Here is a 23,020-nt window from a genome sequence, read left to right as displayed (position 1 = left end):
TTACTACTATTTATCCGATAAAAGAATATAAATTCCTAAGCCTACAAAAACTACAATTTGCAACCATTTAAAAATATACCCAACTTTTTCATTTTTAATAACATAACTAGATATAGACCCCGCTAAAATGGCTATAACACTAAATACTACAAAGGAAACTACCATAAAAAGTACTCCTAACACATAAAACTGTGCAATAGTATTAAGTGTATTACTAAATAAAAAACCAGGAAAAAAAGCTAAAAAAAACAATGCCACTTTTGGATTTAAAACATTCATTATAAACCCTTGTTTAAAAAGCGAAAATAAGCTTTTTTTTGGCGCGTTATCTCCCCCTAAAATAAGGCTTCCATCACTCTTAAAAACCTTATAGGCAATATAAAATAGGTACAAGGCTCCAAATATTTTAATTCCTAAAAACAAATAATCATTAGCTTTTATTAGTGCAGATACACCAAAAGCTAAAAGTGTTGTATGTACCAAACAACCAGAAATTAAACCCGCAACAGTTGCTAAACCATACTTTTTACCATTAACAAGGCTTTGTGTTAGCACATAAATATTATCTGGTCCCGGAAAAAAAGCTAGCAAAGTAGTGGCAGAAATAAAGGCCAAGAGTATATCTAAATTCAAAACATTTTTTTTAAAGTATGAAAAATACAAATTTAAAAAGTAGTTATCTATCTTATGGTTATCTTTAAACAAAATACCAATAATGAAAAATATATTTTTATTACTTTTTATGTGTTTATGTTTAACTAGTTACGCAAACATTAACACAAATAAAAACTTAAAAACTTCTATGACTACAGCTAAAGACAGCGTATTAAGACACGTGGTTATTTTTAAATTTAAACCAGAAGCAACAAAACAACAAATTAAAACTATAGAAAAAGCCTTTAGTGCTTTACCCTCTAAAATAGCACAAATAATGGATTATGAGTGGGGATTAAACAATAGTCCAGAAGGTTTAAGCAAAGGGTTTACACATTGCTTTTTTGTAACTTTCAAAAATGAAGAAGACCGCGCAATTTACTTACCGCACCCAGACCATAAAGCGTTTGTATCTTTACTTACACCTGTGTTAGAAGACGTATTTGTATTAGATTATTGGAGCAATTAAGTGTTAGCTAAAATTGCTTTATTTATTCTTTTTATTAATCTAGGACCTTCATATATAAAACCGGTGTAAATTTGTATTAAATCTGCTCCTGCATTTATTTTTTCTAACGCGTCTTTTTCAGAGTGTATACCTCCTACTCCAATAATAGGAAACGCTTTATTGCTTTTTTCTGCTAAAAATCTAATAACCTCAGTACTTCTGTTAGTTAACGGCTTACCACTTAAACCTCCGTTTTCTTTAGTAATACTTTCTGGTGATTTTAAGTTGTTACGTTCTATGGTTGTGTTAGTTGCTATAACTCCGTTTATTTTTGTTATTGCTACAATGTCTATAATATCTAACAATTGCTCATTTGTTAAATCTGGTGCAATTTTAAGTAAAATTGGTTTAGCTTTTACTCCTTTTTGCGTAACATACTTTTTATTTTCAGTAACTAAAGCATTTAACAAATTGGTTAACGGTTCTTTGTCTTGTAATTCTCTTAAGCCAGGTGTGTTTGGTGAACTTACATTTACAACAAAATAATCTACGTGTGGGTATAATGCTTCAAAGCAAATTAAATAATCTTCAACAGCACCATCATTAGGTGTTATTTTATTTTTACCAATATTACCACCAATTAACACATTGTGTTGCGCCTTTAAACGCTCTACTGCCTCTAACACTCCTCCGTTATTAAATCCCATACGGTTAACAACTGCGCTATCTGCTTTTAATCTAAACAAACGTTTTTTAGGGTTACCAGTTTGTGGCTTAGGTGTTAATGTTCCTATTTCAATAAAGCCAAATCCAAAGTTAGACAGCTCTTTAAAAAGTTTAGCATCTTTATCAAAACCTGCCGCCAAACCAACAGGGTTTTTAAATTTAATTCCAAAAACTTCTTTCTCTAATCGTTTATCATCTACTACATACATTGCTCTAAATAAACCTCCAAAACCTATTTTAGAAAAAAACTTGATTAATGAAAATGATAAATGATGCACCTTTTCTGGATCCATCAAAAAAAACAACGGCCTAATAATAGCTTTGTACATAGAATTTTAAAATTTTGGCAAAAATACAAACTACCTAGATGTAGAACTATTTTACAATTGGTTTTTATTAACAGTTTTTACAATTTTTATAACTAAATACTAAGAGCCAATTGTCTTAAAAAATCTAAATAAACTGTACTTTTGAGTAAATTAAATACTTATGCAAGACATATTAGATAGATTTTTAGGTTATGTAAAAATAGATACGCAAAGCGATGCAAGCTCTAATACAACACCAAGTACAGCTAAACAATGGGATTTAGCCAACAAGCTTGTTGCAGAACTTAAAGACATAGGATTGGAAGATGTTACCATAGATGACAATGCATACATAATGGCTACATTACCAAGTAATATTGATAAAGAAGTACCTACAATTGGTTTTATTGCTCATTTTGATACTACACCAGATTTTTCTGGAACTAATGTAAATCCGCAAATTATAAGAAATTATGATGGTAAAGACATTGTATTAAATGCAGAAGAAAACATTATTTTATCTCCAGATTATTTTGAAGATTTATTACAATATAAAGGCCAAACTCTTGTTACCACAGATGGTACTACACTTTTAGGTGCAGATGACAAAGCTGGTATAACTGAAATTGTTACCGCAATGGAATTTTTAATTGCACACCCAGAGATTAAACACGGTAAAATTAGAATTGGCTTTACTCCTGATGAGGAAATTGGTCGTGGTGCACATAAATTTGATGTTGATAAATTTGGTGCAGAATGGGCATATACTATGGATGGTAGCCAAATTGGTGAGTTAGAATACGAAAACTTTAATGCTGCAGGTGCACACATTACAATACAAGGTAAAAGTGTACACCCAGGTTACGCTAAAGGAAAAATGATTAATGCTATTGGTATTGCGCAAGAAATTATGGCTGCTTTACCTAACAAAGAGGTGCCTGAACATACATCTGGCAGAGAAGGTTTTTACCATATACATACTATTAAAGGAGAGATAGAAAATGCTGAATTAGGCCTAATTATTCGTGATCATGAAAGAAGTTCTTTTGAAGACCGAAAAAAAGCCTTAGAGACCATAGTATTTAGGCTAAATGAAAAATACAATAACTGCATTGAGCTGTCTATTAAAGACCAGTACTACAATATGAAAGAAAAGGTTATGCCTGTTTACCATATTGTAGAAACCGCCAAAGAAGCAATGGAGGCATTAAATATAACTCCTATTATAAAACCTATACGTGGTGGCACAGATGGCTCACAACTAAGTTATATGGGCTTACCTTGTCCTAATATTTTTGCTGGTGGGCATAATTTTCACGGAAAATATGAATATGTACCTGTAGAAAGTATGGAAAAAGCTGTAGAAGTTATAGTAAAAATTTGTGAACTTACTGCTACTAAATAAACTATAAATGAGTTCTAACAATACAGATGCTAAAATAAAAGTTGATGCTTATTTTAATAAAGAACAGCCTTTTAAGCAAGGTATTGCCTTTTTAAGAAAAATTGCTTTAAACACAGAACTCACAGAAACTTGTAAATGGGGAGCCCCTGTTTATACTATAAACAACAAAAATGTTATTGGTATTTTGGCTTTTAAGCATCATTTTGGAATTTGGTTCTATAATGGTGCTTTGCTTAAAGACCCTAAAAAAGTATTATTAAATGCCCAAGAAGGAAAAACTAAAGCTATGCGGCATTGGAAATTTTTAGCTGTTAATGATATAAACAAAGAAACCGTTACAGATTATATTTTAGAAGCTATAGAGAATCAGAAAAAAGGTATTGAAGTTACTTTTACTAAAAATACAGATGTAAAAATACCTGAAATATTAACTGGTGCTTTAGATAAAAACATAGACCTTAAGCGTAAGTTTAATTCCTTTACACCCTACAAACAAAAGGAATTTATTACTTATATAAATGAGGCCAAAAGAGATGCTACAAAGCTAAACAGATTAGCAAAATGCATTACACTAATACAGGATGGCATAGGTTTACATGATAAGTATAGAAAATAAAAAAAGCATCAATTTGTAAATTGATGCTTTTTTGTGTGAGTAACTCTAAGAGTTTACTTTTTTTCTGCTACTGGTTCGTTCAATTTTTTGCTCATTTCCATAGAAATAGCAGATCTAGAAAACTTAATTTTACCAGCCATTGTCTCAATTACACAAGACATATCTTTATCATTTAAATCAAAGATTTTACCGTGCATACCGCTTTTGGTAATAACCTTATCTCCTTTTTTTAATTGTTCTGCAAATTTCTTTTCGTCTTTAGAACGTTTCATTTGCGGTCGTATCATAAAAAAATATGCTACTATAAATATTCCTACCATTGGTAGAAATGGGTACTGATCTAATATTTGTTGCATTTTATTATTTTAAAGGTACTGATGCTGCTGCACCATTTTTAGGGTTTACAAATGCCTTAATACGTAAAGTTTCTCTTCCTTTAGCTGTATTTGCTGTTACTGTTACTGCTTTAGTTACTTGGTTTTGACCAGAACCATTAAATTTAACTAACAACTCACCAGATTCTCCTGGAGCAATTGCTTTGTTTTTTGGGTATTCTGGAATGGTACAACCGCAAGTACTTTTTGCATCAGTAATAATTAATGGTGCTTTTCCTGTATTTGTAAATGTAAAAACTGTTTGTTGTGGTGTTCCTTGCTCAATAGTACCAAAATCAAACTCAGTTCTATCAAAAGTCATTACAGGCAAGTCTTTAGCATTGTTGTCTCTTTCTGCTGCGCTATCTACATTAGCCATAATTATTTTATTAGAAGCGTTGTCTTTACAAGCTGTAAAAGACATAGCAAAAACAGCAGCTCCAAATAGTAAAATAATTTTTTTCATAATTCTTATTTTTAATTTGTTTCACACAAAATTAATGAATATTTTTTATAATAATCCTCTACCTATTTTTTTTAACTTTCCTTCACTTTTATACTCACGTACAAGCTTGTCTAAAATACCATTTATAAAAATGCTACTTTTTGGCGTAGAGTATTCTTTTGCTATCTCAAGAAACTCATTTATAGTTACTTTCTCTGGAATAGAAGGAAAATTTAAAAGTTCGCAAATTGCCATTTTAAGCAAAATACCATCAATATCTGCTATACGGTCTTTATCCCAATTAGGTGTTTTACCAACAATTTCTTTAACATATTCCGCATCATTTAACAATGTTTTGGTTAGCAATTGCTTTGCATACACCATATCATCATCTTCTTTTAAAAGCTCTGGCAAAAAGTAAGATTCTGTAGCATCTGGCTTTGCTTTTTTAATTAGCTTTAAAACAAATGTATTTATGATAGGTATATCATCAACCCACGTTAATTTATCGTCTTCAAAATAGTCGTAAATTTTTTCGTTAGGTGCTATTACATTTTTATAAAGATCTGCAAGTAAGTTTTTATCTTCTTCATAACTACTAGTTTTGCTAGTCATATATGTTGTGTAATATTCACTTTCTACAACTTCTTTATAAATTAATCTTATGTATTCTTCGTTTAAATACCAATCATTTAATTTTCTGCTAGACAATTCTTCAAGTAGTAATTTATTGTCTGCTATTTGTAGTAAAACTCTATTATTTACAAATTTTTTACGATCAGGATATGCATCAGAAACATTTCCTAAATAACTTTTTGCTGCAATGTCTGCTTGCTCTTCTGCTCTTTTTTGCAGTTCTACCAACAAACTTAACATTAATAAGTACAGTGTGTACATACTATCTACACTATACTTTAAAAACTTTACTTGTTTTTCTAGTGTATCATCTTGTGAATGAGTAAGGGCGTATATGCACTGCATTACTTTAACCCTAATATGCCTTCTTGTTAGCATTGAAAAAGAACTTTTAATTTGTTAAAAAATTATATTTTGCAAAAGTACTATTATATTTTTCAAAAGTACTAATTGTAACAAGTTTTTATCTTATGATAATGATAACATATGATTATGCTTAAAAACCTATCTTTGCTAACTTAGTACAACACCACTATCCTTAAAAAGTAAATGAAAGAGTTAAAACACATTAATAAATACTTTAAAAAATATTGGCTTAAACTTACCATAGGTATTATTATAACAGTTGTTGCGCGAGTATTTTCATTAGTAATGCCGCCTTACGTAAACAAATCTATTAACGTAGTAAAAGAATTTATTTCTCAAGGAAACGTACCTATTGATGTGGTTAAAGGACACCTGCTAGATTATATTCTTATTATTTTAGGTGCTGCCCTTTTATCTGGTTTTTTTACCTTTTTAATGAGGCAAACCATAATTAATGTATCTAGACACATAGAGTACGACTTAAAAAATGAGGTTTATGACCACTACCAAAAGTTAAGTTTAAACTTTTACAAAAAAAACCGAACAGGTGATTTAATGAACAGGATTAGCGAAGATGTTAGTCAGGTTAGAATGTATTGCGGACCAGCTTTAATGTACGGGATGAATACTTTTACATTATTTGCTTGTATTATACCCATAATGTATTCTAAAGCTCCCACTCTAGCTCTTTATACGCTTATACCATTACCTATATTATCTGTATTAATTTATAACATTAGTAAAGTTATACACAAACGTAGTACTGTAGTACAACAGTTTTTAAGTAAGCTTTCTACGTTTGCACAAGAATCTTTTTCTGGAATATCTGTAATAAAAGCTTACGGTATTGAAGAAAAAACTAACAGTCAATTAGTGTCTTTAGCTAATGAAGGTAAAGATAAAAGTATGTCTCTTGTTCGTATTAATGCGTGGTTTTTTCCATTAATGGTACTATTAATTGGTATAAGTAATATTATTGTTATTTATGTTGGCGGCAAGCAGTACTTAAACGGACAAATAGAGAGTATTGGATTAATTGCAGAGTTTATTATTTATGTAAATATGCTTACGTGGCCTGTTGCAATTGTAGGCTGGTTAACCTCTATTATACAAAGAGCAGAAGCATCACAAGAGCGTATAAACGAGTTTTTACAAGAAGAACCAGAGATTAAAAATACTGTTACTACTCCTATGGAGATTAATGGTAAAATAGAGTTTAAAAACGTAAGTTTTACCTATGATGATACTAATATTACAGCTTTAAAAAATGTATCTTTTACCATAAACCCTGGAGAAACTGTAGCTATAATTGGTAAAACTGGTAGCGGAAAATCTACCATACTAGATTTAATTGCAAGATTATATGATGTTTCCTCTGGTAATATTGCTATAGATAATACTCCTATTAAAGAAGTTAATTTAGATTGCCTAAGACAAAACATTGGTGCTGTACCACAGGATGCTTTTTTATTTTCTGACTCTATTAAGGACAATATCAAATTTGGTAAAGAAGATGCTACTGATGAAGAAATTATAGCTGTTGCTAAAAAAGCAGTGGTTCATAAAAATATTATGAACTTTAAAGAAAAATATGACACTGTTTTAGGAGAAAGAGGTATTACCTTAAGTGGAGGGCAAAAACAACGTGTATCTATTGCAAGAGCACTATTAAAAGATCCTAAAATTTACTTGTTTGATGATTGCCTTTCTGCAGTAGATACAGAAACTGAAGAAAAGATACTTAACAACCTAAAATCTGCTTCTAAAAACAAAACAACTCTTATAGTAAGTCACAGAGTATCTTCTGCCAAAAATGCAGACAAAATTATTATTTTAGATAACGGAAAAGTAGTTCAAGAAGGTACACATAACTCATTATTTGAGATAGATGGCTATTACAAAGCTCTTTATAATAGTCAACTCTCAGAGAAAGAAAGTTAGAAAAATGTTGTCAATTAGTTATTTTTTTTTCATTTTTGAAGTATACTATGATAACATTACACTAACGAGATAACTATAACAATGAGTGAAAAAGAATTAATGGATCAGGAAGAGATTTATTCAAAAGTATTAAGAGCCGGTAGACGGACTTATTTTTTTGATGTGAGAAGCACTAAGGCAGGAGACTATTATTTAACAGTTACTGAGAGTAAAAAATTTACACATGATGATGGATCTTTCCATTACAAAAAGCATAAAATCTATTTATATAAAGAAGATTTTACTCCTTTTAAAGAGATTTTAAACGAAATGATGGACTACATTATTAAAGAAAAAGGTGAAGAAGTAATTTCTGACAGGCACCAAAAAGACTTTAAAAAAGAAGAACGCACCAATGCAGTACAAGAAACTGCAACTACAAATAGCTTTACTAACGTAAGCTTTGACGACATTTAAATTATAAAAAAAATGTATCTTTAAGCGACTCTAAAAAGAGTCGCTTTTTTTATTTTCAAAAACTAACTTACCTATGAAAAAAAGATTTTTTTTACTAGCTTTTCTAATGCTTCAATTTATACAAGCACAAGAAAAACTAGATTTAAATTATTATTTACCACAAAATGTAACCTATAACCCAAATATTCCTAAGCCTATAGATGTTATAGGCCATGAAGTTGGTGAGTGGCACGTATCTCATGATAAATTACAATTTTATATGAAAGCACTAGCCAAAGCTAGTGACCGTATTTCTATAGAAAACAGAGGAGAAACTTATGAGGGCAGACCAATATTATTACTTACTATTACTTCTGCTAAAAATCAGACTAATATAGAAAGTATTAGACAAACGCATATTGCAAACACAAGTACTAATGTAGACACTAGTAACCAGCCCATAGTAGTTTACCAAGGTTTTTCTATTCACGGTAATGAGCCTAGTGGTGCAAATGCAGGCTTAGCTTACGCCTATTATTTAGCTGCTGCACAAGGAGCAGAAATAGAAAAGATGTTAAACAATATGGTTATACTAATGGACCCTGCTTTTAATCCAGATGGTATACAACGCTTTGCACATTGGGCAAACAGCAATAAAAGTAAAAATTTAAACCCAGATGGTAATGATAGAGAATACCATGAAACTTGGCCTAACGGACGTACAAATCATTATTGGTTTGATATGAACCGTGATTGGTTACCTGTGCAGCTACCAGAAAGCAAAGCAAGAATTAATACGTTTCATAAATGGTTGCCTAATATTTTAACAGACCACCATGAAATGGGTACAAACTCTACATTCTTTTTTCAACCTGGAGAACCTACAAGAGTACACCCTTTAACCCCTAGTATAAACCAAGAGTTAACAGCAGAAATTGGCACATATCATGCTAAAGCTTTTGACAAGATAGGATCTTTATATTATTCTGAAGAAAATTATGATGATTACTACTATGGTAAAGGTTCTACTTTCCCAGATGTTAATGGTAGTATTGGTATTTTATTTGAGCAAGGTAGCTCTCGTGGTCACGTTCAAGAAAGTGAAAATGGTATACTTACCTTCCCTTTTACTATAAGAAACCAGTTTACGGCAGCATTATCTACTATAGAAGCTGCTTACAATATGCGCTCTAAAATTTTAAACTACCAACAGCAGTTTTATAAAAATGCAAAATCTAACGCTGCTAAAAGTAAAACAAAGGCTATAATTTTTGGCGATAGTAAAGATGCCTCTAAAACTTGGCACTTAGCAGAAATTTTAAGTAGACATAAAATAAAATTTAACCAACTTAAAAACGATGTAAGTTTAAATGGTAAGAAATATAAAAAAGGAGCTAGTTATGTTGTTCCTATGAATCAGAAAAACTATCAACTTATAAATGCTATGTTCGAGAAAAGAACAACCTTTACAGATAGCTTATTTTATGATATTTCTGCTTGGACATTTCCTTTAGCATTTAATTTAGATTACACAGAAACTACTAGTCTAAGTAATTTGGGTGAAGAAGTTAAAGTACTTAAACCCTTAACGGGTAGCCTAACTGGCAGCAGTAATTATGCTTATTTATTTGAGTGGAATGAGTACTATAGCCCCAGAGCACTAAATACTATTTTAGAAGCTGGACTTAGAGCTAAAGTTGGTAAAGAGCCTTTTACGGTAGAGGGTAAAAGTTATGATTATGGAACTATTATGGTTCCGGTACAAAATCAACGTCTTAACAAAGCAGAATTACAACAGTTTATGCTTCAAATAGCAGAAGAAAACAATTTAAAAGTAACTGCTGTGGGTACTGGTTTAACCAAAGGTATAGATTTAGGTAGTAATGAATTTGATCCTATTAAAAAACAACAAGTAGGCTTGCTAGTAGGTAATGGAGTAACCTATGCAGATGCTGGTGAAATTTGGCATTTATTTGATCAGCGCTACAATATGAAAATTACTAAGTTAGACACAGACTACTTTTCTAGAGTTGATTTAAGCAGGTATACAGCACTAATTGTTCCTAGTATTTACGGTAATGCTTTAGATAAAAACTCTGTTGCAAAAATTAAAGATTGGGTTAAAGCTGGCGGTACTTTAATTGCATACAGAAATGCTGCTTACTGGCTAAACTCTAATGAAATTATGAAAATTAACTTTAAAAAAGACTCTGCAATTGTTGCCAAAAATATTCCTTTTGATAAACATAGAGATTTTAGAGGTGCACAAGTTACTGGTGGTGCTATTTTTGAAGCCAAATTAGATCGTTCTCATCCTATTAATTATGGGTATAAAAATGATAAATTACCATTATTTAGAAATACCAATATATATATAACGCCAGACAAAAACAGCTACAACAACCCAATACAATATACTAGTAACCCATTGTTAAGTGGTTATATTTCTGAAGAGAATTTAGCTGTATTAAAAAACAGTGTACCATTTAAAACTCAAGGTTATGGCAAAGGGCAAGTTATTTTATTTACAGACAATACCAATTTTAGAGCATTTTGGTTTGGCACAAACAAATTACTTATGAATGCCATTTACTTTGGTAAAATAATGTAATTAAAACAAAAAGTAAATATTTAAAACCTGAGTTTTTAAACTCAGGTTTTATTGTTTTTTACTAGCCTATTTTTAATCCATTTGGCACTTTAGCTTCCGGACTTAATAAAATAACATCTTTATCTTCTACTGCCCCCATAACTAAACACTCACTCATAAAATTAGCAATTTGCTTTTTAGGAAAATTTACCACTGCAACAATTTGCCTTTCTAACAATTGTTCTTTTGTGTAACGCTTTGTTATTTGAGCAGACGTTTTTAAAATTCCTATTTCTTCACCAAAATTTATTTTTAATTGGTATGCAGGGTTACGTGCCTCCGGAAAATCATTAACCGCTACAATAGTGCCAACACGCATATCTACCTTAGAAAAATCTGACCACGTAATTTGCTGTTTCATATCTATTATTTTTACCTTTACACTCTCAAAGATATAGTTAATTTTACAACTAAATTTAAATAACAAAATAATGGCACGTACACCAAGTAATATGTTACCCTTAGGAACCGTTGCTCCTTCTTTTACCCTTTTAGATACTACTACAAACACTATGGTAAGTTTAGAAAACCACAAAGGTGATAAGGGCACAATAATAGCATTTATTTGTAACCATTGTCCTTTTGTAATTCACGTAAATCCAGAGCTTGTAAAAATTGCAGATTTTTACAAAAATAAAGGGTTTTCATTTATTGCTATTTCTAGTAATGATGTTATTAACTACCCACAAGATGCACCAGAGTTAATGACTAAATTTGCAAAAGAAAACAACTATAGCTTTCCTTATTTGTATGATGAAAAGCAAGATATTGCAAAAGCATATGATGCTGCTTGCACACCAGATTTTTATGTTTTTGATTCTGATTTAAAACTTGTTTATCGTGGACAACTAGATGACTCTAGACCAGGAAATGGCATACCTGTGACCGGAAAAGACTTAAAAAGTGCATTAGATGCTTTAGAACAAGGTAAAATTGTGAATCCTGAGCAAAAACCAAGCATAGGTTGTAATATTAAATGGAAGTAATTTAAAGCCAACCTTCTCTTTCACATAAGTTTTTTATGTGTGCATAATGGTGATTGCTATGCCATGCATAACTACCTATATTTTCTGCTACTGTAACTTTGGTTTCCCCTGAGGGGTGAATAAAATACCTGTTTAACTGTTCATCTGTTAATCCCTTTAGTAAATAAACCAATTTTGTGTGTAACGCAGTTATGTAATTTAAAGATAATATAACTGGTGATGTAGAGGCATCTACCAAATTGGCCCAATCTTTTTCTTCATAAGCTTTTATTATAGGAGCTTCTTCTGTAAGCGCCCATTTAAAACGAGTATAACTATTATGATGACTATCTGCTATATGATGCACCAATTGTATTACAGTCCACCCATTTGGTCTATAAGGTGTATTTAGCTGCTCATTATTTAAATTTAAAACAATGTTAGTGAGTTTTACAGGAAAAGACTCCAACGTTTTAATCCACTTTTTAATTTGTTCTTTAGTTATTTCTTCTGGACAAATAAAATCACCTATAGGATATTGCAATGATTTTAACGTACTACTTTTCATACCAACAAATGCTATTTTAAATATCTAATTTACTTACAGTTAAGCACTAAAGTACATAAAATTTATAATTTAATTAACTTTTAACGCAACCCTTTTAACAAATAAGAGTCTAGTAGGTAAAAGCGCATATAATTTAGTGCCCCCATAGTTATATGAAAAAAGTTGGTAGGGTTTTTGTTAACATAATTGTTATGTAAGTAGAACCTTAATTTAAACACATTTAACCTATATAAATATGATTACTTTTTTTCTTATTTTGTCTGTACTAATTGCTGTAAATATTATTTTACTTACTGTAAGTGTAAATGGTAGTTTTTTCTCTAAACGAAAAAACCTCTCTTTAGAAAAGAGAGGTCTTAAAAAAAATTATGCTTAGTAGTTTTTACAAACTATTTTACATCCATTAATTCTACATCAAAAATTAGTGTTGCATTTGGTGGTATAACACCACCTGCACCTGCACTACCGTATGCTAAGTTAGAAGGAATTACAAAACGAGCCTTGTCTCCTACTTGTAATAATGCAATACCTTCATCCCAACCAGGAATTACTTGTCCTACTCCTAATTGAAAATCTATTGGTTGGTTTCTTTTGTATGACGAATCAAAAACCTGACCGCTAACTAAAGATCCTTCATAGTGTACAGAAACAGTTTTACCACTTTCTGCTTTAGCTCCATTACCTTTTTGAATAATTTTGTAACGTAAACCAGACTCAGTTGCATCAAAACCAGCGGCTAATTTTTCCATTTGTGCTTCTGCCTTTGCTTTTTCTTCTGCTAATCTTTTTTCTCTAGATCCTTCAAAAGTTCTAAAAGCTTCAACAGCATTCCACTTTTCTGCTTCTTCACCAACTCTTACAATTTCTAAAGTCTCAATAGTATCTCCTTGTGCTACAGCATCAACAACATCTTGTCCACTCTCTACGTGTCCAAATACCGTGTGCTTATTGTCTAACCAAGGTGTAGCAATGTGTGTTATAAAAAACTGGCTACCGTTTGTACCAGGACCAGCGTTTGCCATAGATAAAACTCCAGGGCCAGAATGTGTTAACTCTGGATGAAATTCATCATCAAACTTATAACCAGCATCACCTGTACCAGTTCCTAAAGGACATCCACCCTGAATCATAAAATCTGGAATAACTCTATGAAATTTTAATCCGTTATAATATGGTGTTCCTTGTGGTTTTACAGAGTTCTCTAAATTACCTTCTGCTAAGGCAACAAAGTTACCAACTGTACCTGGTGTTTTATCGTGCGTTAATTTTACTAAAATCTCTCCTTTAGTAGTATTGAATTTTGCGTAAATTCCGTCTTGCATATCGCTTATTTTTTATGAGCCGCAAAGATAGTCATTGTTTTTTGTTCACAAAACCCAATGCGTTTAAGAATTTGTTATTATCCTTTTATCTTTTTTGAGGTTACAATACCGTATTTATCAAACAAATACACCAAACTTGTCATTGTAGCTGCCCCTAATTCTAACTCTCTTTTATTTACATGTTCAAAAGTATCATTGGCAGCATGATGGTGATCAAAATAACGTTGAGAATCTGGTCTTAAACCTGCCAAAACTATATTATCTTTTTTTAATGGACCAACATCTGCTCCACTACCACCTTTTTCAAACAAATGAATTAAATATGGTTTAAATAAATTTCTCCAGCTTTCTACTTGTTCAAAATTTTCTGTAGAGCAATCAAAAGAAAAACCTCTAGGAGAAAAACCTCCGGCATCACTCTCTAAAGCAAAAATGTGATTTTCATTTTTACTTTTAGCCACCTGTGCATATTTATTACCTCCTCTTAAACCGTTTTCTTCATTCATAAAAAGCACAGCTCTTATAGTTCTTTTAGGCTTGTAACCAGATGCTTTAATTAAACGTAATACATCCATACTTTGTACTACACCTGCTCCATCATCATGAGACCCGTCTCCTAAATCCCAAGAATCTAGATGGCCACCTACTACTATAATCTCATTTGGGTAAGTACTTCCTTTTATCTCTGCAATAACGTTGTATGACTGTACATCATCATACTGTTTGCAATTTTGCTTAAAAAAGAATTTTGTGTTTGGGTTTAACTTTAAAGCTGTAGCTAATAACTCTGCTCCATTTGTACTAATTGCCGCAGCAGGAATTCTGTTTTTTACAGGAGTATCTCCATAACTCATAGAGCCTGTGTGCGGATAATCATCTAAACGTAAATTAACAGACCTAACAATTACACCTACTGCACCAAACTTACCAGCCTCTGCAGCCCCTGAGTAACGCTGATCTACACACCCACCATAAGCAGTAAAAGTTACAATGTCTTTAGGGTTCATTGGTCTGTTAAAAAATACAATTTTACCTTCAATTTTTTCTTTACCTAACTCTTCTAACTCCTTAATACTCTTTACTTCTATTACATTAGCTTTTAACCCTAAGGCAGAAGTTGCAACAGAGCCTCCTAATGCACAAATAGGCACACTTGTAGTGGTTCCGTCTTCAGATAAAATGTTTGCATACTCTGGTAAACCACGCACCCATCTTGGCACCATTACTGGTTGTAAATACACACGATCTACTCCTAACTTTTCTAATTCTTTTTTGGTATAATCTACAGCTTGTTGTGCCTCTACAGAGCCAGATAAACGCCCACCAATTTGATTGGATAAATGGTCTAACCAATTGTAGGCCATACCATCTGTTAATGCAGCGTCATAAATTGATCTTAGTTGTTTTTCATCAGCTGTTTGCGCAAAAATAGTTGTGCAAACTAATAGGAATATTACAGTTATTTTTTTCATCTTTTATTCTGATTCTAATTGGGTTTTATACATTTTTAAGTTTGCCTTAATTTCATCATCTAACTCTGGCTCTTTTATGTCTTTATACTTTTTTAATTCTTGCAATAAAATTGATGCTACAATTACTCTGGCTCCCTTTTTATTGTCTGCAGGTACCACATACCAAGGAGCGTGCTTTTTAGACGTTTTATTAATAGCATCTTCATAACACTCTTGGTAAGTATCCCAAAGTTTACGTTCTTTTAAGTCTCCCGGAGAAAATTTCCAGTTTTTCTCTTTTAAATCTAATCTACGTAATAACCTTTGGCGTTGTTCTTCTTTAGATAAGTGTAAATAAAACTTATAAATTAAAGTCCCATTTTCTGCTATATGCTTTTCAAAATTATTAATCTGTTCATACCTTTTTGCCCAAAAAGCATCATCTATATCATCTACACTGTGTATACCCGGTATATGTTCTCCCATTATATATTCTGGGTGAACACGTGTTACCAAAACATTTTCATAATGTGTTCTATTAAACACTCCAAATTTTCCTTTTGCTGGTAATGCTATATAGTGCCTCCATAAATAATCATGCTTACGCTCTAATTCTGTTGGTACTTTAAAACTGTGCACCACAACACCACGAGCATTAAAATCTTTAAAAATCTCTCGAATTAGACTGTCTTTCCCAGCAGTGTCCATACCTTGTAAGCAGATTAAAACACTATATTTTCCGTGAGCATATAACGTGTCTTGAAAATCACCTAATTCCTCTCTAATTTTTTCTAATTCCTTTTTTAATTTCTTATCAGATTGATTAAAAGTTTCTAATGTTGGTTTGCTAGACAATTGTACATTTTCTAAAACCTTATATTTTTTTATATCTACGTTACGCACTTTATTCTATTTTATTTTTTAAGAGCTTGAATATACTATATTTTATTGATGTTTCCTTGTTTTATAGCACATCAATAGGATTTTTTGCCGCTTTAACGATAATAAAAGGTTATGATAAGATTACTAACTATATTGCAACAGAATCTGTACTTAAGGGTGCCCCAAAACCTTAAAAATGATACAAAAACTTAAAAATACATCCCTACTATTAGCAGCTTTAATGTTGTTTTCTTTTGTTACCAATACCGCGTGCGATTTGGTAAACTCTAACTTAGAATTTGCTTTAAAACAGACTAAAAATGCTGAGAAATCTCAGGATATAAACACAGTTAAATTTCATACATACAAGGCTATTAAAATAGTACAAAAATTAGATAAGCAATTAAAAGATTGTGGTTGTTCTACTGCTAATAAAGAAATTACAGAAGGCCTAAACTTACTTAAAGATATTACACACAGTACATCTTTATCTACAGCTAAGTTAATGTTAGAAGATGCTAGAAAAAGTATTAGTTCTGGTATAGATAAAATTGCTACCTACAGTAAAAAAACAACTAGCAATACTGATAAAAAAATTAGTGCAGAAAACGCAAAAGTATATGCTACTGTGGATAGTATTCTGATACCTTTAGAAAAGTCTATGTTAGCAATGACAGTAGAAAAAGACAACTGCAAAGAAGCTTATGCTACTGCTTTGGCTATTTACGAAAAAAATGAACTTAAACTAATGGATGAGTCATTAACTGAAGCTAAAAAATACTATCATTTACGAAGTATAGAAATTGCAAAAAAGACTATGAAGAAGCTTGAAGATTGTGCTAAAGCAAAATAACTTTAGTTTTCTAATGCTAATTTTAATGCCAGCAAACCTTCTTCAAAATCTTTGCCAACAGCTTTATCCATATTCATAAAAAGCATCATAATACTCATAGGAAATGTGTTTTTACCAGAAAAACCCCAAGTTACTCTTGTAGTGTTATTTTCTAAGTCATAAAATTTAAAGTAACAGTCTGATGTGGATTTAAAAGGTTTAAAAAACCTTAACTCACCATCTATACGTTCTCCGTTAATGATATTGGTAATTTCTTGCTCGCCTTCACCTACTTCTTTATTTCCGTTCCAATAGCTAGTAAAGCCTACTGTACCGTCTGTACCGGTATATTTACGAGCCATATTAGGATCTTTTTTAGCCCAAGGAGACCAAATTTCTTGATTTTTAACAAGCAAAACATAGTTAAAAACTTCGTCTTTAGATTTGGTGATATCTATAGACCTATACACATTAAAACTCTTGGGAGCTACTACAGCTAAAATTACAACAAGTACTACTAAGCTTGCTAGTATATAAACAGCTATCATCATTTTTTTTGAGGTTTGGTTGGTTCTTAAATTTACAAAAAAATAATAAAACTTTATGTAAGTAATACTTCTGTTATAGCTATGTGTTTTCCTTATAATAACGCTCTAAAATATCATCTATACTTTTTATAGATTTTTTAGTCCAATCTAGTCTAATAGCTAATATTTCCTCGGCTGTAAGTTGCCAATTTTTAGTTGTTTTTTTTAATTCTGTGGTTAAGTGTTGTAATAATATTGCTGCAGAAACAGATATGTTTAAACTCTCGCTAAAACCAACCATTGGTATTTTTACATAACCATCTGCTTTGTCTAGTACTTCTTGACTTAAACCGCTTTTTTCTGTACCAAAAAACAACGCTATTTTATCATCTATCTTAAAATCATCTAGTAAATAAGAATCTGTATGCGGAGATGTTGCTATAATTTTATAACCATCTTTACGCAGCGTATCTATACACTCTGTTGTTGTATTATACCTTGGCGTAGTTACCCATTGTTGGGCTCCCATTGCTATATTTTTATCTAAAGGCTCACTGTATTTACTTTCTATTAAATGAGCAGTTTGTACACCAAAAGCATCACAGCTTCTAATAACTGCACTAGTATTATGCATTTGAAAAACATCTTCTATAGCAACGGTAATATAATTAGTTCTGTCTTTTAAAATATCTAAAAAACGCGTTTTACGTTCTTCACTTATTATGTTTTCTAAATAAGTTAATAGTTTAGTGTCTGTCATAAAGACCAATATAAAAAGAAAAGTTTAATTTTATAAAAAACTAGTGCGAATGAAAAATATTGTTCTCCTTACTGGAGCCGGAATTAGTGCAGAAAGCGGCATAAAAACATTTAGAGACGCAGATGGCTTATGGGAAGGTCATGATGTTATGCAAGTAGCTTCTCCGCAAGGTTTTGCTGCAGACCCAGAGCTTGTATTTGATTTTTACAACCAAAGAAGAAAGCAATTATTAACTGTAAAACCTAATAAAGCACATTTAGCTATTACAAAATTACAAGAACACTTTAATGTAACTGTAATTACCCAAAATGTAGATGATTTACACGAGCGCGCAGGAAACAAAAATGTGGTTCATTTACACGGTGAACTTTTAAAAGCACGTTGTACCCAAAATGAAACCGAGGTATTAGAATGGACAAAAGACTTAAACTTAGGAGATTTATCTAAAAGTAAAAACCAACTAAGACCGCATATTGTTTGGTTTGGTGAAGAAGTACCTTTATTAAAAAAAGCTGCAAAAATAACTGAAACAGCAGATGTTTTAATAATTATTGGCACCTCTATGCAAGTATACCCAGCTGCTAGTTTGGTACATTATGTTACTAATGGCACTCCTATTTACTTTATAGATCCTAACCCTAGTATTAAGCAAAGTGATTTTAATAACCTTACAATTATAAATAAAACTGCCGTTAATGGTTTGCCTACTCTTGTAAAAGATTTAATTGATACAATGCTCTAGTATTTTTTACCCATTCTATTAGCGCTTCCTTTTGTGTACTGCTTAAATTTGCCGTTTTGTGGGTCCACGTATATTCCTTTAATGGCATTTCTCCACTTTCTACGGTTTCCATTACCTCATCAAGCTTATGATCTTTTTTCTTAACTGAATAATTTTCCCATTCAGAAAAATTTAAATGTTTTTTACCATCTTTAACGTGGTCTGCCAACCAGTATGATACCGGTGCTATATTGTTATACCAAGGATACGCAGTTGTGTTACTATGACAATCATAACAGCTAGTTTCTAATATTTTTTTAACTTCCTTAGAAGGATTTGTTTCTGTTAAAAAGGCAGTTTTTAAATCGGTTTCTGCGTTATTTTTTTCTGGCCTGTAAAATTGCATTGCTATTAAAATAATTAATAAAGCTAGTAGTATTTTTTTTAGTATTTTCATCTTTACAATTTAGTATAAGCAAAATACAACTTTTTGTGACAAAAACAGAATTACATTTGTGGCTACAAAGTAGCGTTAACCACTCTAGAGAAAAAAGACAACAAATAGCTAATGTTATTTTACAAGAACAAGGTTTAGTTCCTAACTTACTAGACATTGTACTTACTGTAAATGACCCTATCTCTTGTAAAGCAGCTTGGGTATTAGAGTTTGCTTTTAAAGAAAATAATAGTATTATTTTTCCTGTAATTGATAAATTTTTAAACGGACTAAAGTTGTTAACCATAGAGTCTAGCATTAGACCTTGTGCTAAAATTTGCGAAATTTTAATGCTTCAATATTTCTCTAAACAAGAAAACCAAGTTCAGAAAAACTTAAAAGAAAAACATTTAGAGCTAATTACTACCGTTTGTTTTGATTGGCTTATTGGCAACCATAAAGTAGCTACACAGGCGTATTCTATGACAAGTCTCTATGCATTAGGCAAAAAGTATGCTTGGATACATCCAGAGCTAAGTAGCATATTAGAAAAAAATTACCCTTACGGCACTGCTGCATATAAGGCAAGAGCTAGATTAACATTAGATAAAATTGCATAAAAATTTAACTTTTTATTAATTCTATTTCTTAAAAAACAGCACATAAAACAAGCTAACTAATAGGCATATAAACATACTTTTAACTACCTTTGCAGCTTTTAAAAATCAACACAAAAACAGATGTCTTTAAACCAATTAAATGCCATTTCTCCTATAGATGGTAGATACAGAAACAAAGTAGATGCTCTAGGTTCTTTTTTTTCTGAAGAAGCTTTGATAAAATACAGAGTTAGAGTTGAAATTGAATACTTTATTGCATTATGCGAAATTCCGTTACCGCAATTAAAAGATTTTGATACTGCATTGTTTGAAAACTTACGTGCTATTTACCAAAACTTTACTACTGAAGATGCGCAAGCAATTAAAGAAATAGAAAAAGTTACAAACCACGATGTAAAAGCTGTTGAGTATTTTATTAAAAAGGAGTTTGACAAATTAGGTTTGCAAGACTATAAAGAATTTATACACTTTGGTTTAACATCACAAGACATTAACAACACTGCTATACCGCTTTCTATTAAAGAAGCTATGAACGAGGTTTACGTTCCTATGTATTTTGATGTTGTTGAAAAGTTAGAAGAATTGGTTAAAGAGTGGGCAGAAGTATCTATGCTTGCCAGAACTCACGGACAACCAGCTTCTCCTACACGTTTAGGTAAAGAAATAGATGTTTTTGTGGTTCGTTTAAAAGAACAATTTAATTTATTAAATGATATACCAAGTGCCGCTAAATTTGGTGGTGCAACTGGGAATTTTAATGCGCATAAAGTTGCTTACCCTAACATTGATTGGAAATCATTTGGACAAAAATTTGTTCAAGAAAAGTTAGACTTACAGCACTCTTTCCCTACTACGCAAATTGAGCATTATGACCATATGGCTGCTTTGTTTGATACGCTTAAGCGCATAAATACTATTATTATAGATTTAGATAGGGATTTTTGGACATACGTGTCTATGGATTACTTTAAACAAAAAATTAAAGCTGGCGAAGTTGGCTCTTCTGCTATGCCACATAAAGTTAACCCTATAGATTTTGAAAACTCTGAAGGTAACTTAGGTATTGCTAACGCTATTTTTGAGCACTTATCTGCTAAATTACCTATTTCTAGGTTACAGAGAGATTTAACAGATAGTACAGTACTTAGAAACGCTGGTGTACCTTTTGCACATACTATTATTGCTTTTAGCTCTACATTAAAAGGATTAAACAAACTATTACTTAATAAGGAAAAGTTTGAACAAGATTTAGAAAATAACTGGGCTGTTGTTGCAGAGGCAATACAAACTATTTTACGTCGTGAGGCTTACCCTAACCCTTATGAAGCATTAAAAGGTTTAACTAGAACAAACGAAAAAATTAATCAGAAATCTATAGCTAATTTTATTGATACTTTAGAAGTATCTGATGCTATTAAAACGGAACTAAAAGCTATTACACCAAGTAACTATACTGGTATTTAGTAACTGTTTATTTTATAGCTTGTAAAAAACAAAAACCCATCAATAATTAAATTGATGGGTTTTTTATTTGTTTTATTTGTCCCGTCCTAACATAGCGATACACTAAAACTTAGTGTAATGAATACATCAGTAAAGACGGGTTATACAAAAAGAACCCAAAAAGACTACTCGCTTTCTTTTAAACTTCAAGTAGTAGAGGAAATTGAATCTGGTAAGCTGGATAGACTTTCGGCTCACCTTAAATATGGCATACAAGCAAGATCGACAATCACATCTTGGTTACGAAAATATGGTACCTTTGATTGGGAAAACCTATCCGTAGTAAACGTGGCAAAAACACCAGAACAAAGAATCGTTGAGTTAGAGGCTAAAGTTAAACTTTTGGAAAAGCAAAAGGCTCGTGCCGAGCACTTAGCTGAAAGAGCTGATAAAAAGGTAATCATTTTTGATATGTTAGTAGATATGGCGGAAAAAGAATATGATATTGCTATCAGAAAAAATTACACGCCCGAGTTATTGAACGCTTCAAAGAAGAACAAAAAGAAACAATAGTTTCCACCTGTAACTTACTCAGGCTAAATAGACAGGTATATTATAGAGCTGTAAAATCTAGGACTAAAAATCAGCATATAGTAAAACAAGTGATTGCTTTAGTGCGCAGTATTCGTAGTATTATGCCTAAAATAGGTACTAGAAAATTGTATTATATATTGAAAGACAAACTCATTGTTTTAAATGTTGGCAGAGATAAACTCTTTAGAATACTCAAAGCAAATCATATGCTTATAAAACCTAAAAGATCATATCAGATAACTACAGATTCTCACCATCGATTTAGAAAGCATAAGAATATTGTTTGCAATGTTGAAATTAATCGACCAGAACAAGTATGGGTTAGCGATATAACCTATTTAGGTTCTAGAAACAACCCATCTTATCTAGCATTAATAACAGATGCTTATTCTAAAAAAATAATAGGATATAATGTATCGGAAAGTCTGGCAGTTGATGGAACCATAAAAGCTTTGGAGATGGCTTTGAACAATAGGATGTATAAAGATGAACCACTTATTCACCACTCTGATAGAGGGTTGCAATATTGTTCTAATGAATATCAGAACCTATTGTCGCAAAACGCAATTAAATCCAGTATGACCGAAAAATACGACCCTTATGAAAATGCAATTGCAGAAAGGATCAATGGTATACTCAAACAAGAGTTCAACGTTGCAAAACATTTACAGTCGTTACCTATGAAGAGAAAATTGGTAGAACAAGCTATTTGCATTTACAACAACTTAAGGCCACATTTATCAAACCACATGTTAACACCAGAGCTTATGCATCAGCAAAACAAAATCATAATGAAACAATACAAATCAAAAAATCTCATTGAAACTAGTTTCAATGAGATTTAAATAATAAATTTAATCTTTAATAATCTGTATCGATTATTTAGGACTAGTCA

The 23,020-nt window shown here is 31.5% G+C and carries 27 protein-coding genes; 14 read left to right on the top strand and 13 right to left on the bottom strand.

Features of this window, described 5'->3' with window-relative positions:
- Positions 1 to 6: 6 nt before the first annotated feature.
- A complete protein-coding gene (locus JM80_RS09890; RefSeq protein WP_075695773.1) occupies positions 7 to 633 on the bottom strand; it encodes a LysE family translocator in 627 nt (208 codons plus the stop codon).
- Positions 634 to 715: 82 nt separating this feature from the next.
- Here JM80_RS09890 and JM80_RS09885 point away from each other — a divergent pair, with 82 nt between their 5' ends.
- A complete protein-coding gene (locus JM80_RS09885; protein WP_075694191.1) occupies positions 716 to 1,123 on the top strand; it encodes a Dabb family protein in 408 nt (135 codons plus the stop codon).
- On the opposite strand, the gene JM80_RS09880 is transcribed toward JM80_RS09885, so the two are convergent.
- Positions 1,120 to 2,157 carry a quinone-dependent dihydroorotate dehydrogenase gene (locus JM80_RS09880; RefSeq protein ID WP_013619707.1) on the bottom strand — a complete coding sequence of 346 codons (1,038 nt, stop codon included), beginning with the start codon at positions 2,155 to 2,157 and terminating at the stop codon, positions 1,120 to 1,122. The two genes, JM80_RS09885 and JM80_RS09880, sit on opposite strands and share 4 nt — an antisense overlap.
- 160 nt (positions 2,158 to 2,317) lie before the next feature.
- Between JM80_RS09880 and pepT the strand changes: the two genes are divergently transcribed.
- Positions 2,318 to 3,541 carry a peptidase T gene (gene pepT / locus JM80_RS09875; protein ID WP_013619708.1) on the top strand — a complete coding sequence of 408 codons (1,224 nt, stop codon included), beginning with the start codon at positions 2,318 to 2,320 and terminating at the stop codon, positions 3,539 to 3,541.
- Positions 3,542 to 3,548: 7 nt separating this feature from the next.
- Complete coding sequence (locus tag JM80_RS09870) at positions 3,549 to 4,157, top strand: YdeI family protein (RefSeq protein ID WP_034644519.1); 609 nt, start codon at positions 3,549 to 3,551, stop codon at positions 4,155 to 4,157.
- A 53-nt stretch (positions 4,158 to 4,210) separates the two neighbouring features.
- Here JM80_RS09870 and yajC read toward each other — a convergent pair whose 3' ends face one another.
- From yajC to nusB, 3 genes are read right to left on the bottom strand one after another with little or no spacing between them, the layout of a single operon-like run.
- The gene (gene yajC / locus JM80_RS09865) at positions 4,211 to 4,513 is read right to left on the bottom strand and encodes a preprotein translocase subunit YajC (RefSeq protein ID WP_013619710.1); all 303 of its coding nucleotides are present in this window, start codon (positions 4,511 to 4,513) and stop codon (positions 4,211 to 4,213) included.
- A 4-nt stretch (positions 4,514 to 4,517) separates the two neighbouring features.
- On the bottom strand, positions 4,518 to 4,997 hold the full coding sequence (locus tag JM80_RS09860; RefSeq protein WP_013619711.1) for a DUF1573 domain-containing protein: 480 nt from the start codon (positions 4,995 to 4,997) through the stop codon (positions 4,518 to 4,520).
- Positions 4,998 to 5,042: 45 nt separating this feature from the next.
- Positions 5,043 to 5,990, bottom strand: a complete 948-nt coding sequence (gene nusB / locus JM80_RS09855; protein ID WP_013619712.1) for a transcription antitermination factor NusB — start codon at positions 5,988 to 5,990, stop codon at positions 5,043 to 5,045.
- A 171-nt stretch (positions 5,991 to 6,161) separates the two neighbouring features.
- Here nusB and JM80_RS09850 point away from each other — a divergent pair, with 171 nt between their 5' ends.
- The 3 genes from JM80_RS09850 (at position 6,162) to JM80_RS09840 (ending at position 10,965) form a co-directional block, all read left to right on the top strand.
- Positions 6,162 to 7,919, top strand: a complete 1,758-nt coding sequence (locus tag JM80_RS09850) for an ABC transporter ATP-binding protein (RefSeq protein ID WP_013619713.1) — start codon at positions 6,162 to 6,164, stop codon at positions 7,917 to 7,919.
- Positions 7,920 to 8,000: 81 nt separating this feature from the next.
- A complete protein-coding gene (locus JM80_RS09845; RefSeq protein WP_013619714.1) occupies positions 8,001 to 8,375 on the top strand; it encodes a PUR family DNA/RNA-binding protein in 375 nt (124 codons plus the stop codon).
- Positions 8,376 to 8,448: 73 nt separating this feature from the next.
- Complete coding sequence (locus JM80_RS09840) at positions 8,449 to 10,965, top strand: M14 family metallopeptidase (RefSeq protein ID WP_144709928.1); 2,517 nt, start codon at positions 8,449 to 8,451, stop codon at positions 10,963 to 10,965.
- A 61-nt stretch (positions 10,966 to 11,026) separates the two neighbouring features.
- On the opposite strand, the gene JM80_RS09835 is transcribed toward JM80_RS09840, so the two are convergent.
- Positions 11,027 to 11,365: a tRNA-binding protein gene (locus tag JM80_RS09835; protein ID WP_013619716.1), complete on the bottom strand. Its 339-nt coding sequence runs from the start codon at positions 11,363 to 11,365 to the stop codon at positions 11,027 to 11,029.
- Positions 11,366 to 11,435: 70 nt separating this feature from the next.
- Here JM80_RS09835 and JM80_RS09830 point away from each other — a divergent pair, with 70 nt between their 5' ends.
- Positions 11,436 to 11,990: a thioredoxin family protein gene (locus JM80_RS09830; protein ID WP_013619717.1), complete on the top strand. Its 555-nt coding sequence runs from the start codon at positions 11,436 to 11,438 to the stop codon at positions 11,988 to 11,990.
- Between the two features lies 1 nt (position 11,991).
- Here JM80_RS09830 and JM80_RS09825 read toward each other — a convergent pair whose 3' ends face one another.
- Positions 11,992 to 12,537, bottom strand: a complete 546-nt coding sequence (locus tag JM80_RS09825) for a YfiT family bacillithiol transferase (RefSeq protein ID WP_144709926.1) — start codon at positions 12,535 to 12,537, stop codon at positions 11,992 to 11,994.
- Between the two features lie 235 nt (positions 12,538 to 12,772).
- Here JM80_RS09825 and JM80_RS16440 point away from each other — a divergent pair, with 235 nt between their 5' ends.
- Positions 12,773 to 12,913 (top strand): hypothetical protein, encoded by a 141-nt coding sequence (locus tag JM80_RS16440; protein ID WP_156099824.1) that lies wholly within the window; start codon positions 12,773 to 12,775, stop codon positions 12,911 to 12,913.
- Between the two features lie 13 nt (positions 12,914 to 12,926).
- Here JM80_RS16440 and JM80_RS09820 read toward each other — a convergent pair whose 3' ends face one another.
- From JM80_RS09820 to JM80_RS09810, 3 genes are all read right to left on the bottom strand, one after another.
- The gene (locus tag JM80_RS09820) at positions 12,927 to 13,859 is read right to left on the bottom strand and encodes a peptidylprolyl isomerase (protein WP_034644523.1); all 933 of its coding nucleotides are present in this window, start codon (positions 13,857 to 13,859) and stop codon (positions 12,927 to 12,929) included.
- Between the two features lie 77 nt (positions 13,860 to 13,936).
- Positions 13,937 to 15,331 (bottom strand): M28 family peptidase, encoded by a 1,395-nt coding sequence (locus JM80_RS09815; protein WP_013619720.1) that lies wholly within the window; start codon positions 15,329 to 15,331, stop codon positions 13,937 to 13,939.
- 3 nt (positions 15,332 to 15,334) lie between these two features.
- Positions 15,335 to 16,213 (bottom strand): PPK2 family polyphosphate kinase, encoded by an 879-nt coding sequence (locus tag JM80_RS09810; RefSeq protein WP_144709924.1) that lies wholly within the window; start codon positions 16,211 to 16,213, stop codon positions 15,335 to 15,337.
- A gap of 175 nt (positions 16,214 to 16,388) precedes the next feature.
- Here JM80_RS09810 and JM80_RS09805 point away from each other — a divergent pair, with 175 nt between their 5' ends.
- Positions 16,389 to 17,045, top strand: a complete 657-nt coding sequence (locus JM80_RS09805; RefSeq protein ID WP_144709922.1) for a hypothetical protein — start codon at positions 16,389 to 16,391, stop codon at positions 17,043 to 17,045.
- A 2-nt stretch (positions 17,046 to 17,047) separates the two neighbouring features.
- Here the strand turns inward: JM80_RS09805 and JM80_RS09800 are convergent, their stop codons facing one another.
- The gene (locus tag JM80_RS09800; RefSeq protein ID WP_013619723.1) at positions 17,048 to 17,572 is read right to left on the bottom strand and encodes an SRPBCC family protein; all 525 of its coding nucleotides are present in this window, start codon (positions 17,570 to 17,572) and stop codon (positions 17,048 to 17,050) included.
- A 79-nt stretch (positions 17,573 to 17,651) separates the two neighbouring features.
- Positions 17,652 to 18,311 carry an RNA methyltransferase gene (locus tag JM80_RS09795; RefSeq protein ID WP_013619724.1) on the bottom strand — a complete coding sequence of 220 codons (660 nt, stop codon included), beginning with the start codon at positions 18,309 to 18,311 and terminating at the stop codon, positions 17,652 to 17,654.
- Between the two features lie 49 nt (positions 18,312 to 18,360).
- Between JM80_RS09795 and JM80_RS09790 the strand changes: the two genes are divergently transcribed.
- Entirely contained in the window at positions 18,361 to 19,053 is a 693-nt protein-coding gene (locus JM80_RS09790; protein ID WP_144709920.1) for an NAD-dependent deacylase, read from the top strand.
- On the opposite strand, the gene JM80_RS09785 is transcribed toward JM80_RS09790, so the two are convergent.
- Positions 19,016 to 19,489: a heme-binding domain-containing protein gene (locus JM80_RS09785; protein ID WP_013619726.1), complete on the bottom strand. Its 474-nt coding sequence runs from the start codon at positions 19,487 to 19,489 to the stop codon at positions 19,016 to 19,018. The two genes, JM80_RS09790 and JM80_RS09785, sit on opposite strands and share 38 nt — an antisense overlap.
- Positions 19,490 to 19,524: 35 nt before the next feature.
- Here JM80_RS09785 and JM80_RS09780 point away from each other — a divergent pair, with 35 nt between their 5' ends.
- From JM80_RS09780 to JM80_RS09770, 4 genes are all read left to right on the top strand, one after another.
- Entirely contained in the window at positions 19,525 to 20,088 is a 564-nt protein-coding gene (locus tag JM80_RS09780) for an adenylosuccinate lyase (protein ID WP_089119038.1), read from the top strand.
- A gap of 120 nt (positions 20,089 to 20,208) precedes the next feature.
- Positions 20,209 to 21,552, top strand: coding sequence for an adenylosuccinate lyase (purB, locus tag JM80_RS09775; RefSeq protein ID WP_013619728.1), 1,344 nt, complete (start codon positions 20,209 to 20,211; stop codon positions 21,550 to 21,552).
- Between the two features lie 117 nt (positions 21,553 to 21,669).
- A complete protein-coding gene (locus tag JM80_RS16525) occupies positions 21,670 to 22,104 on the top strand; it encodes a hypothetical protein (protein ID WP_034647405.1) in 435 nt (144 codons plus the stop codon).
- Positions 22,068 to 22,970 carry an IS3 family transposase gene (locus JM80_RS09770; RefSeq protein ID WP_222428954.1) on the top strand — a complete coding sequence of 301 codons (903 nt, stop codon included), beginning with the start codon at positions 22,068 to 22,070 and terminating at the stop codon, positions 22,968 to 22,970. Before JM80_RS16525 ends, JM80_RS09770 begins: the two co-directional genes overlap by 37 nt.
- The last annotated feature ends 50 nt before the right edge of the window (positions 22,971 to 23,020 follow it).

This window comes from Cellulophaga sp. RHA_52, from assembly GCF_007827205.1.
Taxonomy (GTDB): Bacteria; Bacteroidota; Bacteroidia; order Flavobacteriales; family Flavobacteriaceae; genus Cellulophaga; species Cellulophaga lytica.
This window is presented reverse-complemented; position numbering and strand designations above follow the sequence as displayed.

Bases quoted from the DNA above. Each gene is read 5' to 3' on its own strand.
- JM80_RS09850 (WP_013619713.1), top strand. From the start codon at position 6,162: ATGAAAGAGTTAAAACACATTAATAAATACTTTAAAAAATATTGGCTT.
- JM80_RS16440 (WP_156099824.1), top strand. From the start codon at position 12,773: ATGATTACTTTTTTTCTTATTTTGTCTGTACTAATTGCTGTAAATATT.
- JM80_RS09815 (WP_013619720.1), bottom strand. From the start codon at position 15,331: ATGAAAAAAATAACTGTAATATTCCTATTAGTTTGCACAACTATTTTT.
- JM80_RS09870 (WP_034644519.1), top strand. From the start codon at position 3,549: ATGAGTTCTAACAATACAGATGCTAAAATAAAAGTTGATGCTTATTTT.
- JM80_RS09880 (WP_013619707.1), bottom strand. From the start codon at position 2,157: ATGTACAAAGCTATTATTAGGCCGTTGTTTTTTTTGATGGATCCAGAA.
- JM80_RS09830 (WP_013619717.1), top strand. From the start codon at position 11,436: ATGGCACGTACACCAAGTAATATGTTACCCTTAGGAACCGTTGCTCCT.
- pepT (WP_013619708.1), top strand. From the start codon at position 2,318: ATGCAAGACATATTAGATAGATTTTTAGGTTATGTAAAAATAGATACG.
- JM80_RS09800 (WP_013619723.1), bottom strand. From the start codon at position 17,572: ATGATAGCTGTTTATATACTAGCAAGCTTAGTAGTACTTGTTGTAATT.
- JM80_RS09795 (WP_013619724.1), bottom strand. From the start codon at position 18,311: ATGACAGACACTAAACTATTAACTTATTTAGAAAACATAATAAGTGAA.
- nusB (WP_013619712.1), bottom strand. From the start codon at position 5,990: ATGCTAACAAGAAGGCATATTAGGGTTAAAGTAATGCAGTGCATATAC.
- JM80_RS09790 (WP_144709920.1), top strand. From the start codon at position 18,361: ATGAAAAATATTGTTCTCCTTACTGGAGCCGGAATTAGTGCAGAAAGC.
- JM80_RS09820 (WP_034644523.1), bottom strand. From the start codon at position 13,859: ATGCAAGACGGAATTTACGCAAAATTCAATACTACTAAAGGAGAGATT.
- JM80_RS09845 (WP_013619714.1), top strand. From the start codon at position 8,001: ATGAGTGAAAAAGAATTAATGGATCAGGAAGAGATTTATTCAAAAGTA.
- yajC (WP_013619710.1), bottom strand. From the start codon at position 4,513: ATGCAACAAATATTAGATCAGTACCCATTTCTACCAATGGTAGGAATA.
- JM80_RS09785 (WP_013619726.1), bottom strand. From the start codon at position 19,489: ATGAAAATACTAAAAAAAATACTACTAGCTTTATTAATTATTTTAATA.
- JM80_RS09840 (WP_144709928.1), top strand. From the start codon at position 8,449: ATGAAAAAAAGATTTTTTTTACTAGCTTTTCTAATGCTTCAATTTATA.
- JM80_RS09860 (WP_013619711.1), bottom strand. From the start codon at position 4,997: ATGAAAAAAATTATTTTACTATTTGGAGCTGCTGTTTTTGCTATGTCT.
- purB (WP_013619728.1), top strand. From the start codon at position 20,209: ATGTCTTTAAACCAATTAAATGCCATTTCTCCTATAGATGGTAGATAC.
- JM80_RS09805 (WP_144709922.1), top strand. From the start codon at position 16,389: ATGATACAAAAACTTAAAAATACATCCCTACTATTAGCAGCTTTAATG.
- JM80_RS16525 (WP_034647405.1), top strand. From the start codon at position 21,670: ATGAATACATCAGTAAAGACGGGTTATACAAAAAGAACCCAAAAAGAC.
- JM80_RS09885 (WP_075694191.1), top strand. From the start codon at position 716: ATGAAAAATATATTTTTATTACTTTTTATGTGTTTATGTTTAACTAGT.
- JM80_RS09825 (WP_144709926.1), bottom strand. From the start codon at position 12,537: ATGAAAAGTAGTACGTTAAAATCATTGCAATATCCTATAGGTGATTTT.
- JM80_RS09835 (WP_013619716.1), bottom strand. From the start codon at position 11,365: ATGAAACAGCAAATTACGTGGTCAGATTTTTCTAAGGTAGATATGCGT.